Below are 12,784 nucleotides of genomic sequence, written 5' to 3' on the forward strand. Positions count from 1 at the left end.
TCAGCGTCGCCCGGACAGCGCCGGACAGCAAGTGGCATGATAAGGGCAAAGCCGACCACGACAGGAGACAGACTGATCATGACCGTTGCCGCTCAGAACGCCAATAACACCCATAACGCCAACGACGCCCTACCCGATGCCGCGCTCGAAGACTGGCTGCTCTCCCGCCACAGCTGCCGCGCCTTTCTGCCGCAGCCCGTGCCCCGCGCCACCATCGAACGCATCCTGACCCTGGCGCAGCGCACGGCGTCCTGGTGCAATTGCCAGCCGTGGCAGGTGGCAATTACCGAGGGCGACGGCACGAAGCGGTTGCGCGACGCGCTGGAGCGCCGCGCGCAGATTGAAGGCTTCAAGCCCGACTTTCCGTTCCCGCGCGAATACCGCGACGAATACCTGGCCCGCCGCCGCGAATCCGGCTTCCAGCTGTACGGCGCCGTCGGCGTGCCGCGCGGCGACCGCGAGGCCTACCGGCGCCAGGAGATGCGCAACTTCGCGCTCTTTGACGCGCCGCACGTCGCGATCATCACGACCGACGAAGCGCTGGGCGAGTACGGCGCGATGGACTGCGGCGGCTATGTCGCCAACTTCCTGCTCGCCGCCCAGGCCAACGGCGTCGCAACCGTGGCGCAGGCATCGCTAGCGATGTACCCCGAGGTGCTGCGTGAAGTGCTGGGCATCGCGCCCGGCCGTCGCGTGGTGTGCGGCATCTCGTTCGGCTTCGAAGACACAGCGCATCCGGCCAACAGCTATCGCACCCGGCGCGCGGATTTGTCCGAGACGGTTCAATGGATCGGCTGAAATTCCGGCCGCGTCCTGATATGGTTTGGTTTTCCCGGTTTTGACGCACCTCTACAAGATGCCTACCAAACACATCGATACGGTCCTCCAGCACGCGGGCACCGCCCCGTTCAATCCCGAGACCGGCACGGCGCCGGTGCCGCTTCCGCCCATGCGGGCCAGCACGGTGCGCTTTGCCAATATCGCCGCGCTGGAAAACGCGCAGCGCAGCAAGGCGGCTGGCGGCCGCGCGTCCACGTACGGGCGCATGGGCATGGACACCCATGCCGCGCTGGAAGAGGTCTTCACGCAACTGGAAGGCGGCACGCATTGCTATCTGGCGTCCTCGGGTCTGTCGGCCATGACGATGGTGATGATGGCGCTGTGCTCGGCCGGCGACCATGCGCTGATCTCCGACAGCGTGTACGGCCCGATGCGCGAGCTGGACGATGCGGTGCTCAAGCGCATGAACATCGAGATCACGTACTTTGCCGCCAGCGAGGATGTCGATGCGCTGGTGCGCCCCAACACCAAGCTGCTGTACGTGGAATCGCCCGGCTCGCTGCTGTTCGAGATGCTGGACATGGGCGCCATGGCCGCCATCGCGCAGCGCCACGGGCTGGTGCTGGCCACCGACAACACCTGGGGTTCCGGCTACATCTACCGGCCGCTGACGCTGGGCGCGCAGGTCTCGGTCATTGCTGGCACCAAATACGTGGGCGGACACTCGGACCTGATGCTGGGCGCGGTGGTCACCAACGACGAAGGCATCGCCCGCAAGCTGAACCGCACGCAGTATGCGATGGGTTACTCCATCAGCGCCGACGACGCGTGGCTGGCGCTGCGCGGCGTGCGCACCATGCCCATCCGCATGGCCCAGCATGCGCGCCACGCGATGCAGGTGTGCGAGTTCCTGGATTCCCGTCCCGAGACCGTGCGTTTGTTCCATCCGGCCTGGCCCAAGGATCCCGGCCACGAATTGTGGAAACGCGATTGCACCGGGTCGAACGGCATGCTGTCGGCCGAACTGGCCCTGTCCCCGGCCGCCGCGCGCCGCTTTGTCGATGCGCTGACGCTCTTTGGCATCGGCTTCTCGTGGGGCGGCTATGAAAGCCTGGTGCAGCTCGTGTCGCCGAAGGATCTGTCCAAGCACGGCTATTGGGGCGAAGGCGAGAACCCGGTCGTGCGCCTGCACATCGGGCTGGAGTCGCCCGAGGACATCATTGCGGATCTGACGCAGGCGTTTGAACAGGCTGCGGCAGTCAAGGAATGATCGCGCAGTGAATGCACAATAGGCGTGCGACTACGCCCGCAAGACCCACACGCGGCGGCTGCAAGGCCGCCGCGTTGCATTGACGAACGCGATCACCCCGCCGTGTCGCGGATCCACGCGCCGATGCGCGCGGCGATATCGTCGCTGTTGTCGTCCATCATCGGCATGTGCGAATTGCCCGCGATGCCCATATCCGCCAGCCGCCACGTCTGCACCCGCCCGCCATGGCGGGCCAGGTCTTCGGCGTAGGCGGCGCCTGTTGCCGTGAGCTTTTTCCAGAGTGGCGTTGCGTCCAGATAGTCGCCATAAATGAACAGAAACGGCTTGTCCGCCACGCAGTGCGCGATGACCTCGGTGGAAAAACCGGACGGCTCGATGCCGATCACCCCGCGCACCAGATCGGGCCGCGCGTGCAGCGCCCGGTAGGCCACTTCGCCGCCGTGGCTGTGGGCCAGCACGATGCAGGGCCCGATCCGGTCCAGCACGGCACAAAAGCCCTGCAACGCGGCATCGTTGTTGCCCAGCCAGCGCGGCACGGCGTGGCGGATGAAGTCGTCAAAATGCCCAACCGGAAAGCGCTGTCCCGCAAACGCCTGCCGCGCAGCAAAATCCTCGGCACGGCCGAAGCGGAACAGCGACCAGCTTTCCTCGGCGTTGCGGATGATGGGCGGCTCGGGCCAGACCTGCGTGAACGGCGCCCAACCGGCGCGCCCGCGCTCGACGTTGTCCACCACATACACCGCATGGCCTTGCCGCAGGAAATGCTGCATCCAGCCAGGCCGGCCGTCGGGCGTCTGTTCCCACATCGCGCCGGTCATTCCGCCGCCGTGCAGCAGCACGATGGGCAGCGGATGCGCCAGGCGCGCCGGGATGAAGTACTGCACGTAGGCCTGCTCAAAGTGATAGAGGCCGTTGGGGTCGTAGGCCAGCGACGCCGTCTGCGTGAACGCGATATCACGCTTGGGCTGCCCTTCGATCCGCACGGGCCGCCCGCCCGCATAAAAGCTGCCGAAGTCCGCCAGCGCCAGTTCCTGCGTCATGGCTTGACCAGCGGACATTGGCTGTCGGACAGCGGCCACGCGAGCGATTCGCCGGGAATGGTGCGCACGATGTTGTAGTAGTCCCAGGGCGCCTTCGACTGCTCGGGCGTCTTGACCTGCGCAAGCATCATGTCGCGCACCACCAGGCCGTCGGCGCGGATGTGCGCGTTCAGGCTGAAGGGATCGTCGATGGGCATGGACTTCATCTTGGCCATCACCGCGTCCGCATCGACCGAATCAGCCGCCTTCACGGCTTGCAGGTAATGGCGCACCGAACTGTACACGCCCGCTTGCAGGAAGGTGGGCGGACGGCCCACGCGCGCCTCGAACTTCTTGGTGAAGGCGCGGGTGCCGTCGTTCATGTCCCAATACGACGGCACGGTCAGGTAGGTCTTTTGCGCGGCGGCCAGCCCCAGGCTGTGCACGTCGGTCAACAGCAGCAGCATCGCCGCCAGTTGCTGCGTGCCGCCGATGCCGAATTCCGCGGCCTGTTTGATGGCCGAGATGGTGTCGCCGCCTGCGTTGGCGATTGCGATGATCTGCGCTTTGGAACCCTGCGCCTGCAGCAGGAAGGACGCGAAGTCCGACGCATTGAGCGGATGAAAGACGGTGCCGGCGATCTCGCCGCCGTTGGCCTTGACGACCGTTTCCGTGTCAGCGGCAAGCTGTTTGCCGAACGCGTAATCGGACGCCAGGATGAACCAGCGCTTGCCGCCCTCTTTCACGACGGCGGTGGCGGTGCCGCGCGACAGCGCGTAGGTGGTGTAGGTCCATTGCACGCCGTAGGGCGAGCACTGCGCCTGCGTCAGCGCGGTGGTGCCGGGGCTGGAGAACAGCACCAGCTTTTTCTTTTCGCGCGCGATGCCCTGCACGGCCAGCGCGACGGACGAGTTGGGCACGTCCACCACGACGTCCACGCCTTCCGTGTCGTACCACTTGCGGACCATGCTGCTGCCGATGTCGGGGCGGTGCTGGTGATCGCCGGAAACCAGCGTGATCGGCTTGCCGAGCACCGTGCCGCCCATTTCCTCGATGGCCAGCCGGGCGGCTTCCACCGACCCCTTGCCGGTGGCGTCGGCAGTGACGCCCGCCATGTCTGTCAGGACGCCGATCTTGACGCCGTCGGCGGCGCTGGCGTGGGCCAGGCCCGTTGCGAGCGACAGGCACAGGCCCAGCGCCGCGCTGCTGCGCGAGAAGTGCTTCTTCATTTGTCTTCCACCCATTTGATGCCATGCGTGCGGCGATTTTTATGGCGAAAGTGTAGCCCGGCGTCTTGGCGGCGCGGCTGAATCAAGGTTGAAAATTAAGGCTGAAAAAAACGCCCCGGCCTGGAGGGCTCGGGGCGTTTGCGATGCGGGTATTGCGCGGATTACTTCGCGCGCGCCATCGGAATCAGCGCGTTGACTTCTTTCAGCGCGCCTTCGTAGCTGTTGCCCGCCATCACCGGCGAGGTCATGAACTTGCCGCCCACGGCAAACGACGGGGTGCCTTCGATGCGATAGGCCTCGGCCAGCTGGTTGGCGCGCTGCACCTGGGTCTGCACACTGAACGAATCGAACACCGAGTCGAACTTGGCGCGGTCCACGCCCTGGGTGGCAATCCACTCACCCATGGCCTTCTTGTCGAACAGGCGCTTGTGCTCGCCGTGGATGGCCGTGAAGACCTTCGGGTGCAGGTCGGGACGGTCCAGGGCCAGCAGCGTGTAGTACAGCTGCTGCAGCGGCTTCATGCCGGCGTTGAAGGCGATGGGAACCTGCTTCAAGACGACGTCGGACGGCGCGGTCTTGGCCCAGTCTTCGACCATGGGTTCCATGGCGGCGCAGTGCGGGCAGGTGTAGGCGAAGAATTCCAGGACCTCGACCTTGCCCGGGGTGTCCGACGGCAGCGGCGGGTTGATCGGCACGTACTGCTGGGCGCCTTGCGCGTGGCTGGCCGGGCTGAAGAACGCCGTGGCGGTCAGCGCGGCGGCTGCCAGGATGCGGATGAGCTTGGGGGACAGCATGGGTGAGGTTCCTGAATAAAAGGCTACAGACAGGCCCGGGGCCGGATTAGTTCAATGCAAAACGATCCGCCGCGTGGCGCTATTGGCGCACCACGGCGGTTTCGATCTTGTTCTCGCCCAGGCGTCCGCGCGCCCGGTTCATGTCGTCCAGGCGGGCAAACGGACCGACCCGGACGCGGTTGATGGGCTTGCCGTTCAATTCCGCCTTCTGTACCGCGACCGGCAGACCCAAAAGGATGATGCGCGCCTTGAGCGATTCGGCGTCGTTTTCGCCGCGGAAGGCGCCGGCTTGCAGGTAGTACGTGCCGTTGGCGGCGGGTGCAGACGGCTTGGCGGATGCCGTCGCCGTGGGGGCGGCCTTGGAGATGGGCGTGGGCGCGGACGCCGTGGCGGGGGGCGCCGACGGCGCAGCAGCCGGCGCCCGGGAGGTGGGCAGCGTGGCGATCAGCGCGCCCAGGTCGTCCAGCTTGGCGGGCGTTTCATCGCCCTTGGACGGCGCGCCCGCACCCGGCAGCGGGGCCGGCGCGGTGGCGGTGGGACCGGTGGGCGGCGCGCCTGCAGCCCCGTCGCGGCCATACAGGCCGGCGTTGGGGTCCGGCGCCGAGCGCGGATCGGGCAGTTTGCCCGTATCGCCCTGGCGGCTGGCCCGGTCCACGAAGGGAACGGGCGCCTTGGTGACATAGAACGCGACGACGGCGGCGACGATCAGCCCGATCAGCAGACCGGCCAGCGCCCCGTACAGGGTGCTGCCGCTTTCGCCGGAGGAACGGCGGGTGGATTTGCGCTTGGTTGCCATGAACCGATGTTACATCCGCTCGGGCGCGGAAACGCCCAACAGCGCAAGGCCGTTGGCCAGCACCTGGCGGGTCGTGGCGGCCAGGCGCAGGCGGGCCAGCTTCACGGCGGTGTCGTCGACCAGCACGCGTTCGGCGTTGTACCAGCCGTGGAAGTCCGACGCGCAGTCGCGCAGCCAGAACGCGATGTGGTGCGGCGACAGGTCCTGGGCGGCCAGCGCCACCACTTGCGGGAACTCGGCCAGGCGCTGCATCAGCGCGAATTCGGTCGGCGCCGTCAGCAGCGCGGCGTCGGCCTGGGCCACGTCGGCGGCGGGCATGCCCGCGTTGTTGATGACCGAGCAGATGCGCGCGTGGGCGTACTGGATGTAATAGACGGGGTTCTCGTCGCTCTTGGACAGGGCCAGATCCACGTCGAACACGAATTCCGTGTCGGCGCGGCGCTGGATCAGGAAGTAGCGGACGGCGTCGCGGCCGACCCAGTCGATCAGGTCGCGCATGGTGACGTAGCTGCCGGCGCGCTTGGAGATCTTGACCTCTTCGCCGCCGCGCATCACCTTGACCATCTTGTGCAGCACGTAGGACGGGTAGTCCTTCGGGATGCCCTCTTCCAGCGCCTGCAGGCCGGCGCGCACGCGAGCCACGGTGCCGTGGTGGTCGCTGCCCTGGATGTTCACGGCGCGATGGAAGCCGCGTTCCCACTTGGCCTTGTGGTAGGCGACATCCGGCACGAAATAGGTGTAGCCGCCCTCGCTTTTGCGCATGACGCGATCTTTGTCGTCGCCCGTGCCCAGTTCGGTAGTGCGCAGCCACAGCGCGCCGCCTTCCTCGTAGGTATGGCCGCCGGCGATCAGCGCCTTGACCGTCGCTTCGACGCGGCCGGACGTGTAGAGCGAGCTTTCCAGGTAGTAATTGTCGAACGCCAGGCCGAAGGCCTGCAGGTCCAGGTCTTGTTCGCGGCGCAGGTAGGCCACGGCAAAGGCGCGGATGTCGTCCAGGTTGTCGATGTTGCCGGTGGCGGTGACGGGCTCGCCGTCGGACGCCTGGATGGTCTTACCGTCCTGGAAGTCGCGGGCGATGTCGGCGATGTAGTCGCCCTTGTAGCCGTCTTCGGGCCAGTCGGGGGAATCGGTGGTCAGGCCGCGGGCGCGGGCCTGCACGCTGATCGCCAGGTTCTGGATCTGGTTGCCGGCGTCGTTGTAATAGAACTCGCGGGTGACGTCCCAGCCCACGGCGTCGTACAGACGGCACAGCGCGTCGCCCAGCGCGGCCTGGCGGGCATGGCCCACGTGCAGCGGACCGGTGGGGTTGGCCGACACGAATTCGACCAAAATCTTCTCGCCCAGGCGCGCGGCGCGGCCGTAGGCATCACCCTGCTCAGCCACCGCGGCGATCACGGCCTGGCGGGCAGCCGGCGTGATGCGCAGGTTGATGAAGCCGGGACCGGCCACTTCAGCACTTTCGACCAGCGCGGCGGCGTCGGGATTGGCCATCACGGCGTCGACGATGCCCTGGGCCAGTTCGCGGGGATTGCGGCGGGCCGGCTTGGCCAGCTGCATGGCCACGTTGGTGGCGACGTCGCCATGGGCGGCAACCTTGGGGCGCTCCAGCAGCACGTTGGGCTGGGCGTCGGGCAGGCTCTGCGCGACGGCGGCCTGGATCAGGGAGATAAGCTGTTTTTGTTGCTCGAGGAGCATGGGCGTCTGGCGTGGTTCTGAGTGAGTGACGATGGCGGCACGGCGCTTGCGGCCTGCCGGCGATCCGCGCCGTGCCCGCAGGCTGGCTCGCGGTTCTGTCCGGCGGCGGCGGGCAAGCCGGCGCGCATGTGCCGGAAATCTGGGGCCCGGCGCGGCGCCTGCTGTCACGGGAAACCCCTGAATCATAGTTGATTTGGGGGCGCCAGTTGGCATCATGGGGGCGTTGGGGTAGTGTACGGAGCTAAGGTAATCAATGTAGGAGACCGGAATATGCTGATCACTTTTCACTCCAAGGTCGTGGCCGAAGTCCTGATGCTGACCGACCACGCGGGCGCCCTGTTGCAGGCGGCCGGCAAGCCGGTCGGCGACAAGATCCCCGAGCGCGGCGTCTTCACCGTGGAGCAGCTTGGACCGGCCATCAGCGGTATCGAACGCGCGATCGACGAGTACCAGCATGCCCACGAAAGCCCGGACGAGGACGACGAGGACAAGGCGCCCGTCGCGCCGATGGCGCGCGCGGTGGGTCTGAAGGAACGCGCCTTTCCCCTGCTGGTCATGATGCGCCAGTCGCAGGCCGCGGGCGCCGAGGTCACCTGGGAAGTCTCGCGGGGCTGGTAGGACTATGTCGCCGGGCGGACAATCTGTCCGGCGTTTTTTGCCTACCCTGTTGGCCTGACGCCCTTTGACGGAGCCTTATTTCCATGCGCAGCGACATCACCATCGTTTTCGACCCCCGGCGTTCGCTGGACCTTTCCGCGAACGTCGAAACCTCCCCGCAACGCCAGGCCGATGCGCGCGACTGGTTTGACAGCGCCTGGGAAACCCTGGGCTGCGAGCCGCTGCGGCCCAGCGGCAAGGTCCTGTTGCTGGACAAGGTGCTGGGCGTGGCCGACGCGCTGGGCTACGACACGCTGTCGTCTGACGAAAAGGAAGCCCGGGAGTTCGCCGAGCACCTGGCGCTGGCGCTGGAGCGTCCGCGCATCACGGTGGACCTGCCGGGGCTTACCGTCGGGTATTGATCCCCGACGCGTGGCCCCATGCGCAAAGAACCCCGCCGAGGCGGGGTTTTTTGTTGCGGCGCGGCAGCTTGTCAGGTTCTAGCGGATCCCCGCCCGCATGAACGACTGCACGAACTGGCGCTGGAACAGCAGGAACGCGATCAGCAGCGGCGCGGCCGACATCAGCGTCGCGGCAGTGATGACCGACCAGTCGATGCCCTGGTCCGTGGACGAGAAGACCTGCAGGCCCACCGTCAGCGGCCGGGATTCCACCGAATTGGTGATGATCAGCGGCCACAGGAAGTTGTTCCAGTGGTGGCTGACCGACACCAGCCCGTAGGCCACGTAGATCGGCTTGGCCAGCGGCACGTACACCTTCCAGAGCACCTGCAGCGCGTTCGCGCCTTCCATGCGGGCCGCCTCTTCCAGTTCGCGCGGAACCGTCTTGAAGGTCTGGCGCAACAGGAAGATGCCGAAGGCCGAGGCGAAGTACGGCAGTCCGATTGCAAACACCGTGTCGCGTACGCCCAAGAGGCTCATCGACCGGTAGTTTTCCACCAGCAGCACGTCGGGCATGATCATCAGCTGCAACAGCACCAGCATGAAGACGAAGTCGCGGCCGCGGAACTCGAAGCGCGCGAACGCGTAGCCCGCCAGCGTCGACAGCACCAGCTGCGCGGCCAGCACCATCGTGACCAGCACGAACGTGTTCAGGAAGTAGCGCGGAAACGGCGCTGCATTCCAGGCACGGACGAAGTTATCCAGCGTCAGCGGCGCGAAGAGATCGAAGCGGGTGGCGTAGGCCGGCGGATGGAACGCCGCCCACATCGCGTAGGCCAGCGGCAGGATCCACAAGAGGCCCAGCGCCCACGCGCCCAGGGTATCGAGCTTGTCTTTCATTGGTAGTGCGTCCTGCGGTCCAGCCAGCGGAACTTGATCAGCGCGGTCAGCGCCAGCACCACCAGCAACACGACGGTCAGGGTGGCGGCATAGGCCGTATCCCAGAAGCTGAATCCCACTTGGTAGATGTAATAGAGCAGCAAGGTGCTCGCGTTGTCCGGCCCGCCGCGTGTCATGACGACCACGTGGTCGACCAGCCGGAACGCGTTGATCAGCGCATTGATCAGCACGAAGAGCGTGGTGGGCATCAGCAGCGGCCACAGGATGCGGCGGAAGTACTGCCAGCGCGAGGCGCCTTCCAGCATGGCCGCTTCACGCAGCGACGGCGACACGGTCTGCAGCGCCGCCAGATAGAAGATCATGAAAAAGCCGGCCTCTTTCCAGACGGTCACCAGCATCAGCGCGGGCAGCGCGGTCTCGCGGTTGCCCAGCCAGTTGGGACCCGGCGCGCCGAACCAGCCCATCACCTGCGCGATCAGCCCGTACTGCGGCGTGTAGAAGAACAGCCAGATGTTGGCGACTGCCACCATCGGCAGCACGGTCGGCGTGAAGTACGCCATGCGCAGGAACCCGCGCCCCGTGAGATTGCGGTTGACCCATAGCGCCATGATCAGCGCGATGCCGATCGAGGTGGGAATGGTGCCCAGCGCAAACCACAGGTTGTTCCACAGCGACTGCCAGAACACGGGGTCGTCGCGCATGACCGCGTAGTTGTCCAGCCCGACGAAGCGGGCCGGGCGCGCGCCCTTTGGGGTGGAGAAAAAGCTGTGCCAAAGCGTCGCCACCGCCGGGTAATGCGTGAAGGCGGCGAGCAGCACGATGGCTGGCAGCAGAAGCAGCCAGCCATAAAGCGCATTCAAAGAGCGGCTCATCGTGCGTGCGGTCGGTTTACTTGTAGGAACGCAGTATGCGATCGGACTCGCGCTGCGCGTCGGTCAGGGCCTGCTGCGGGGTCTTCGAGCCCGTCAGCGCCGCCTGCAGGGCGTCGTTCAGGGTCTTGGTGACGCGCTGGTTCTCATGCGTCGAGAATTCCGCCACGCTGACTTCCAGCTGGTCGCGCGCGACCGTGGCGGCCGGCACTTCCTGCGCGTACTTCTTCATCTTCTCGGTTTCCCAGGCGGCCGGCGTCACGGCCACGTAGCCCGTGGCGATGCTCCAGTCGGCCGCGCGCTCGGGCGTGGTGGCCCATTGCGCGAACTTCAGCGCTGCGGCCTGCTGCTCCGGCGTGCCGCTCTTGAAGATGTAGAAGTTGCCGCCGCCCGTGGGGCTGCCGCCGCGCTTTTGCTGCGGCATCATCGCCACGCCGAACGGGAAGTCCGCGTTCTTGCGGATGTTGGTCAGGTTGCCGGTGGTGGTCCACACCATGGCCGCCTTCTTTTCCAGGAAGTCCTTGGGCGTGGTGCCCCAATCGATCGTGCCGGTCGGCATGATCTTGTGCTTGGCCGACAGGTCACGCCAGAACTGCGCGGCTTCGACCACCGCCGGCTTGTCCAGGTAGACCTCGTTGCCGGCTTCGTTCATCAGGATCGCGCCGTTGGGTGTGGTCAGCGCTTGGAACAGCCAGTACGCGAACGCGCCGCCCGACGGGATCTCGATGCCCCACTGCGTCGTGTTGCCCGAGGCGTCCTGCTTGGTCAGCTTCTTGCCGTACTCAACCAGCTCGGCCCAGGTCTTGGGCGGCTTTTCGGGATCCAGGCCGGCGGCCTTGAAGAGATCCTTGTTGTAGTACATGACGATGGTCGAACGCTGGAACGGCACGCCCCAGGTGTGGCCGCCGGTGCGGCTGTTCTGCATGAAGGCGTCATAGAAGCCACCCAGCCACTTCTTGTCGGCGTCGGTCTTGGCCAGGCTGTCGATCGAAACGATGGCGTCCTCGTCGATCAGCGTGAACATGTCGGTGGACAGCAGCACGGCCAGTTGCGGCGGGGTGCCGCCCTTGAGCGCGGTCAGCGCCTTGGCGATGGAGTCCTGATACGAACCGGCGTAGATCGGCTTGATCTTGATGTTGGGATTTTCCTTCTGGAAATCCGTCACCATGTCGTCGACGATCTTGGTGATCGGGCCGCCGACGGCGACCGGGTAGTAGAACTCGACCTCGACGGGCTTGTTCTGCGCCTGCACAGGCAGAGACAGGCAGGCGGCGGCCAGGCTGGCGGCCAGGGTCTTGAGTACGATGCGTCGCATGGGATGTTCCTTTCCTGTGTGTGGGCTATTTTTTCTAGCGCCCGTCGGTGTTGATCACCGCCGAATCGGCGGCGAAGAAATGCTGTTGCCCGTCCGGCCAGGACAGGCGTAGCGACTCGCCGGCGCTTGCGCGCAGGTGGCCGCCCACCCGGACGGCCACGCCGCCCGTGTCGCCGATGCGGCACACCACGATGGAGTCCGCGCCGAAGTACTCAACGCTTTCGACGGTGGCCGCGATGCCGTCGCCGTCGATGCGAATGTGTTCAGGCCGCACGCCCAGCTTCACGGCGCCCGCGGGCGCATTTGCGATGGCGGGACCCTGCGTGCCGGCGATCATCGTGGCGCCCGCTTGCTGCGTCAGATTGATCAGATTCATGGGCGGCGTGCCGATGAAGCGCGCCGCGAACTCGCTCGCCGGACGCGCATACAGGCCATCAGGCGTGTCGTGCTGTTCGATCTGGCCGCCGCGCAGCAGCACCACCTGATCGGCCATGCTCATGGCTTCGGTCTGATCATGGGTGACGTAGACCATGGTGATGCCCAGGCTTTGCTGCAATGCGCGGATCTCGCGGCGCATTTCGTGGCGCAGTTGGGCGTCCAGGTTGGAAAGGGGTTCGTCCATCAGGCAGACCGGCGCTTCGGAAATCACGGCGCGGCCCAGGGCCACGCGCTGCTGCTGGCCGCCGGACAGTTGCGACGGCTTGCGGTCCAGCAGGTGGGACAGGCCCAGCAGGTCGGCCACGCGCTTCAAGCGCCGGTCGAAATCCTTGGCGGGCTCCTTGCGCACCTTCAAGCCGAACAGGATGTTCTCGCGCACCGACAGGTGCGGAAACAGCGCATACGACTGGAACACCATCGAGATGCGGCGCTTGGCCGGCGGCAGTTGCGTGACGTCGCGGTCGCCGATGCGGATGGTGCCCGACGTGGGCGTATCCAGGCCGGCGATCATGCGCAGCGTCGTCGACTTGCCGCAACCGGACGGACCCAGCAGAACGGTGAAGCTGCCGGCCGGAACCGTAAAGCTCACGCCTTGGATCGCCGCCGCGCCGGCGTACTGTTTGGTGAGGTTATCCAGAACGATGGATGACATGCTGTCTCGAAGATCTAATTGTTAGATCC

General features: G+C 66.1%; 13 protein-coding genes. 4 read left to right on the forward strand and 9 right to left on the reverse strand.

Annotated elements, in window-relative coordinates; genetic code table 11:
• Nucleotides 1–78: 78 nt before the first annotated feature.
• Together B3098_RS13080 and metC are read left to right on the forward strand one after the other, a co-directional pair.
• Nucleotides 79–798 (forward strand): nitroreductase, encoded by a 720-nt coding sequence (locus B3098_RS13080; protein WP_286896788.1) that lies wholly within the window; start codon nt 79–81, stop codon nt 796–798.
• A gap of 58 nt (nt 799–856) precedes the next feature.
• Entirely contained in the window at nt 857–2,050 is a 1,194-nt protein-coding gene (metC, locus tag B3098_RS13085; protein ID WP_175185539.1) for a cystathionine beta-lyase, read from the forward strand.
• Between the two features lie 92 nt (nt 2,051–2,142).
• Here the strand turns inward: metC and B3098_RS13090 are convergent, their stop codons facing one another.
• The 5 genes from B3098_RS13090 to argS form a co-directional block, all read right to left on the reverse strand.
• Nucleotides 2,143–3,108, reverse strand: coding sequence for an alpha/beta fold hydrolase (locus tag B3098_RS13090; protein ID WP_286896791.1), 966 nt, complete (start codon nt 3,106–3,108; stop codon nt 2,143–2,145).
• Nucleotides 3,087–4,298: an ABC transporter substrate-binding protein gene (locus tag B3098_RS13095; RefSeq protein ID WP_279971298.1), complete on the reverse strand. Its 1,212-nt coding sequence runs from the start codon at nt 4,296–4,298 to the stop codon at nt 3,087–3,089. The genes B3098_RS13090 and B3098_RS13095 overlap by 22 nt, the downstream gene beginning before the upstream one ends.
• Nucleotides 4,299–4,459: 161 nt before the next feature.
• The gene (locus B3098_RS13100) at nt 4,460–5,092 is read right to left on the reverse strand and encodes a thiol:disulfide interchange protein DsbA/DsbL (RefSeq protein ID WP_056565750.1); all 633 of its coding nucleotides are present in this window, start codon (nt 5,090–5,092) and stop codon (nt 4,460–4,462) included.
• A gap of 79 nt (nt 5,093–5,171) precedes the next feature.
• The gene (locus tag B3098_RS13105; RefSeq protein WP_239215037.1) at nt 5,172–5,888 is read right to left on the reverse strand and encodes an SPOR domain-containing protein; all 717 of its coding nucleotides are present in this window, start codon (nt 5,886–5,888) and stop codon (nt 5,172–5,174) included.
• A 9-nt stretch (nt 5,889–5,897) separates the two neighbouring features.
• Nucleotides 5,898–7,583: an arginine--tRNA ligase gene (gene argS / locus B3098_RS13110; protein WP_175137032.1), complete on the reverse strand. Its 1,686-nt coding sequence runs from the start codon at nt 7,581–7,583 to the stop codon at nt 5,898–5,900.
• Between the two features lie 270 nt (nt 7,584–7,853).
• Here argS and B3098_RS13115 point away from each other — a divergent pair, with 270 nt between their 5' ends.
• Both B3098_RS13115 and B3098_RS13120 read left to right on the forward strand, forming a co-directional pair.
• On the forward strand, nt 7,854–8,201 hold the full coding sequence (locus tag B3098_RS13115) for a DUF1840 domain-containing protein (RefSeq protein WP_286896797.1): 348 nt from the start codon (nt 7,854–7,856) through the stop codon (nt 8,199–8,201).
• 83 nt (nt 8,202–8,284) lie between these two features.
• On the forward strand, nt 8,285–8,602 hold the full coding sequence (locus B3098_RS13120) for a hypothetical protein (protein WP_191576244.1): 318 nt from the start codon (nt 8,285–8,287) through the stop codon (nt 8,600–8,602).
• Between the two features lie 78 nt (nt 8,603–8,680).
• Here B3098_RS13120 and B3098_RS13125 read toward each other — a convergent pair whose 3' ends face one another.
• The 4 genes from B3098_RS13125 to B3098_RS13140 are packed head-to-tail and all read right to left on the reverse strand — an operon-like array spanning nt 8,681 to nt 12,755.
• Nucleotides 8,681–9,481 (reverse strand): carbohydrate ABC transporter permease, encoded by an 801-nt coding sequence (locus tag B3098_RS13125; RefSeq protein ID WP_076518055.1) that lies wholly within the window; start codon nt 9,479–9,481, stop codon nt 8,681–8,683.
• Nucleotides 9,478–10,353 carry a carbohydrate ABC transporter permease gene (locus B3098_RS13130; protein WP_175137034.1) on the reverse strand — a complete coding sequence of 292 codons (876 nt, stop codon included), beginning with the start codon at nt 10,351–10,353 and terminating at the stop codon, nt 9,478–9,480. Before B3098_RS13130 ends, B3098_RS13125 begins: the two co-directional genes overlap by 4 nt.
• A 16-nt stretch (nt 10,354–10,369) precedes the next feature.
• Entirely contained in the window at nt 10,370–11,665 is a 1,296-nt protein-coding gene (locus tag B3098_RS13135; RefSeq protein WP_175137035.1) for an ABC transporter substrate-binding protein, read from the reverse strand.
• A gap of 34 nt (nt 11,666–11,699) precedes the next feature.
• Nucleotides 11,700–12,755: an ABC transporter ATP-binding protein gene (locus B3098_RS13140; protein ID WP_286896805.1), complete on the reverse strand. Its 1,056-nt coding sequence runs from the start codon at nt 12,753–12,755 to the stop codon at nt 11,700–11,702.
• Nucleotides 12,756–12,784: the final 29 nt, after the last annotated feature.

The sequence above is a fragment of the Achromobacter sp. UBA2119 genome (assembly GCF_002331005.1).
Classification (GTDB): Bacteria; Pseudomonadota; Gammaproteobacteria; order Burkholderiales; family Burkholderiaceae_B; genus Achromobacter; species Achromobacter animicus.